The sequence below is a fragment of the uncultured Romboutsia sp. genome (genome assembly GCF_958366745.1).
GTDB lineage: Bacteria > Bacillota > Clostridia > Peptostreptococcales > Peptostreptococcaceae > Romboutsia > Romboutsia timonensis.
The window spans coordinates 1-3689 of the sequence record NZ_CATXCO010000230.1; the positions used below are offsets into that span (position 1 = coordinate 1).

Sequence of the window (3689 nt, forward strand, 5' to 3'; positions counted from 1 at the left end):
AGGATATAAAGAATTATAAAAGCAGAGTAAGAGACGATAATGATGAATTTATTTATCAAAAATATTTAAATATGTGTAACTTTTAATATAATATAGTATATATACTCCAATAAGTGGAAATAAAGAAAGAGGAGACTAAAATGAATATAAACTCAAATACTAATACGATATGTCTTTTAGGACATCCTATAAAACATAGTTTTTCGCCAACTATACATAACTATTTATTTGAAAAATATTCTGAGAATAATATATACGTATGCTTTGATGTAAAAGAAGATAAATTAAAAGATTGCGTATATGGAATAAAAGGATTAGATATAAAGGGGTGTAATGTTACAATACCCCATAAAGTTAATATAATTAAATATTTAGATAGTATAGATGATAATGCGAAATTAATAGGAGCTGTAAATACTATAAAAAATAAAGGAGGTATATTAAAAGGATACAATACTGATGGGCGAGGCTTTGTAAAGTCGATTTTAGATAAAGATTATGATATAAAAAATAAAAAAGTAATGATAATAGGTGCAGGTGGTGCTTGTAGAAGTATAGCTATAGAAATGGCATCACAAGGTGTGAAGTCTATAGAAATTAGAAACAGAAGCTTAGATAGAGCAAATGAAATTATAGACTCTATAAATAAGAATTTCAATACAGAGGCTAATTGTTCAAAAGATGCGATAGATAGTAATTGTTTAATGGATATAGATATTTTAATAAATACTACACCTATAGGTATGGAAAGTGATTTATGTCCAATAGATACAAATATAGTAATAGATAAAAAGTTACTAGTTTGTGATATAGTTTATAAGCCACAAGATACAGTTTTTCTAAAGTGGGCAAAAAAAAATAATTTAGAAATTATATATGGAATAGATATGCTTATAAATCAAGCACTAGAGGCTTTTTATATATGGACAGGTATTAATCCTTGTAATGAAGATTTTGAACATATAAAGAAACTTTATGAAAATAGTATTTAATAAGTTTTAACTAGGAGGAAGTTTGAAAAATAAAAGTGATGGATTTACATCTATTGAATGCGTAGTTAGTTTATCTATAATATGCACTTTAGTTTATATGGTTTCAGTATCGTTATATAATAATTATTTTATATTAAATAGCAATATATCAAAAATAGAAATGACAAATATTGCAAAGTCTACTTTAGATTACATAAAAGAAAGTGTTAGAAATAAAAATATAAGTGGTAATTATAATGATACTGAGACTATCAATGACTATGAAATTAGAAAAATAGTAGAAGAAGATGAATATTACTATAAGTGTTATAAAATAGTAATAGAAGTAAAGAAAAAAGAACAAATAAGGAGGCTTGAAAGCTATGTATTACAGCAATAAAGGCTCCGTATTAATATTTATATTAATAGTATTCTCTATAGTAAGTACAATAACTATGATGTGTATAGGATTAAATTATAGCAATAGTAGAATTAACAATTTAAATTATCAGAATATAGTTATGAAAGAATCTTTATTAAGTTCAATAGAACTTGTACATAGCAATATATTAAAAGAAGTAAGTATAGCCCTTGAAAATAGTGAAACAGAGGAAGAGTTTAAAAACTATTTTCTGGGAAATATATTTGTAAATAATATAAAAAACATCTCAAATAGTCAAATTCAAAATACAACCATAAGAATACCTAGCAAAATAATTTATGATTCGAGTGGATTAATTACTTTTCAAATAGAATCTACATTTAAACAAGATAACTATACAAAAAAGTATAGAGCGAATGTAGAAATAAATACAGACTTAAATTTTTTTAATACTAGTGATGAAATAGAAAATAAATTTGAAACTTTAGGTATAAATAATCTTAATAAATTCACGGATACATATGACAAAACTATAAATTACGAAAAAGAAAATAATTTAGAATCTGAAAATAAGACTGATAAAATATTAGATTCTAATAATGAGACTATAAATAATGATAAAAATATCGAGAATGATAAAGTTGAAATTGAAGATGAAAATAATATAAAAATAAAAAATATAGACCCAAGCAGTATAGTTACAGTTTATGATTATAAGGAGATATAAAAATATGAAAAGAGAAGGAATGTGACTTTAGTAGAACTTGTAATAACTATAAGTATAATACTACTAATAACAACTTTATGTTTTCCTAGTGATAATGTAGAGAAGTATCAAGTAAATTCATTTATAAAACAATTATGTTCAGATATAAGATATGTAAGGAATATAAATATGATGGGAAATACAAATGCTTATGTATATCTAAATAATAATGATGAAGGTAGTGGTTTTACTTTAAATGAAAATAAAAAAGATATAAAACAAGTACATTTACCTAAGACATGTAAAATAGAGTATACGAGGCCAATGATAAAATTTAAGGTAGACGGGACACCATATCCTTCTGGAACGACTATAAAAATCATTTATAAAGATATAAAAAAAGAAATAACAATAGTGCCTATAAGTGGAAGAGTGCTTATAAAAGAAGGTAAGTATGAAGTATAGAAAAGGATATATACTTATAGAAAGTGTAATAACATTATCAGTAATAATGATATTAGCATCTATAATTTATTCAATAGTACATTTATCAATTAATATAAAATTAAATATAGAAGATAAAATAGAACTTCAACAACAAGCTATGGAAATTACAAACTATATTGACGAATTAATTGGAAATTCTAAAGGTATTATAGGTATAACTTCAAAAGAAGAAATAAATAATTTCTTATCAGTGACATCAATTAAATGTAAATATAAAGATAGTAGTAATAAGTTACAAGATAAAGAAATTAAATTTATTCCAAGTAGCAATAAATTATTTATAAAAGATGTAACAGCAAGTAGTGGGTATGAAATTGGAGATTATGTAGATAAGGTACTGATTTCAAAGGAAAATAGTGATAAAATTATAGATATTAAATTGAAGTTATCAAAAAACAAACAAATTTATGAAACTAAGTTCACTATAGATATAATAAATTTTAAGGGAGAAGACATATGAGAGTAATACTAATAGGATTTATGGGAGTAGGAAAAACATCTGTAGGTAAAAAATTGGCTAAAAAGTTGAATTTTGATTTTATAGATACTGATTATGAAATAGAAATATTAGCAAATAAAACTATACCTGATATATTTGAACAAGATGGAGAAAAACATTTTAGAAAACTAGAAAGTATTATATTAAAAAAGTTTATAAAAAAAGAAGATGTAGTAATATCAACAGGTGGAGGTATAATTACTACTAAAGAAAATTATAATATATTAAAAAATGAAGAAAATGTAATATTTCTAGATGCAAGTGTTGAAACTATAATAAGTCATTTACAAAATGAAAGAAATAAAAGGCCGTTATTAAAAGAATGTGAAAATTTAAATAAAAAAATAGAAGAATTATTGTCTACTAGATATGAAAAGTACAGAAATGTAAGTGACATATTAATAGATATAAATGGTAAAAATATAGACGAAGTAATTAGTCAAATACTTGTTTATATTTGATGATTTATGATATTATAATTATATGAAATTGTAATCAGATAGTTGGAGGTAATTGTGAAAATCTTAGTAATTAATGGTCCAAACTTAAATATGTTAGGAAAAAGAGAACCTCATATCTATGGAAATGCAACCTTAGATGATTTAATAAGCTTTATAAAAGATA

General features: G+C 23.4%; 7 protein-coding genes. All 7 read left to right on the forward strand.

Features of this window, described 5'->3' with window-relative positions; translation table 11 throughout:
• The first annotated feature begins 140 nt into the window (after window positions 1–140).
• Window positions 141–992 (forward strand): shikimate dehydrogenase, encoded by an 852-nt coding sequence (gene aroE, locus Q5F54_RS11795; RefSeq protein ID WP_288526348.1) that lies wholly within the window; start codon window positions 141–143, stop codon window positions 990–992.
• A 22-nt stretch (window positions 993–1014) separates the two neighbouring features.
• Window positions 1015–1371 (forward strand): hypothetical protein, encoded by a 357-nt coding sequence (locus Q5F54_RS11800; protein WP_288526349.1) that lies wholly within the window; start codon window positions 1015–1017, stop codon window positions 1369–1371.
• Window positions 1355–2080, forward strand: a complete 726-nt coding sequence (locus Q5F54_RS11805; RefSeq protein ID WP_288248257.1) for a hypothetical protein — start codon at window positions 1355–1357, stop codon at window positions 2078–2080. The genes Q5F54_RS11800 and Q5F54_RS11805 overlap by 17 nt, the downstream gene beginning before the upstream one ends.
• Window positions 2081–2101: 21 nt before the next feature.
• Window positions 2102–2524 carry a hypothetical protein gene (locus Q5F54_RS11810; RefSeq protein WP_288526350.1) on the forward strand — a complete coding sequence of 141 codons (423 nt, stop codon included), beginning with the start codon at window positions 2102–2104 and terminating at the stop codon, window positions 2522–2524.
• A complete protein-coding gene (locus Q5F54_RS11815) occupies window positions 2514–3026 on the forward strand; it encodes a type II secretion system protein (RefSeq protein WP_071119716.1) in 513 nt (170 codons plus the stop codon). The genes Q5F54_RS11810 and Q5F54_RS11815 overlap by 11 nt, the downstream gene beginning before the upstream one ends.
• Entirely contained in the window at window positions 3023–3526 is a 504-nt protein-coding gene (locus Q5F54_RS11820; protein ID WP_071119717.1) for a shikimate kinase, read from the forward strand. Before Q5F54_RS11815 ends, Q5F54_RS11820 begins: the two co-directional genes overlap by 4 nt.
• Before the next feature lie 54 nt (window positions 3527–3580).
• A partial coding sequence (locus Q5F54_RS11825; protein WP_302334483.1) for a type II 3-dehydroquinate dehydratase occupies window positions 3581–3689 on the forward strand: 109 nt, incomplete at its 3' end.

Coding starts and splice junctions, on each gene's coding strand:
- Q5F54_RS11820 (WP_071119717.1), top strand. CDS start 3,023: ATGAGAGTAATACTAATAGGATTTATGGGAGTAGGAAAAACATCTGTA.
- Q5F54_RS11815 (WP_071119716.1), top strand. CDS start 2,514: ATGAAGTATAGAAAAGGATATATACTTATAGAAAGTGTAATAACATTA.
- aroE (WP_288526348.1), top strand. CDS start 141: ATGAATATAAACTCAAATACTAATACGATATGTCTTTTAGGACATCCT.
- Q5F54_RS11805 (WP_288248257.1), top strand. CDS start 1,355: ATGTATTACAGCAATAAAGGCTCCGTATTAATATTTATATTAATAGTA.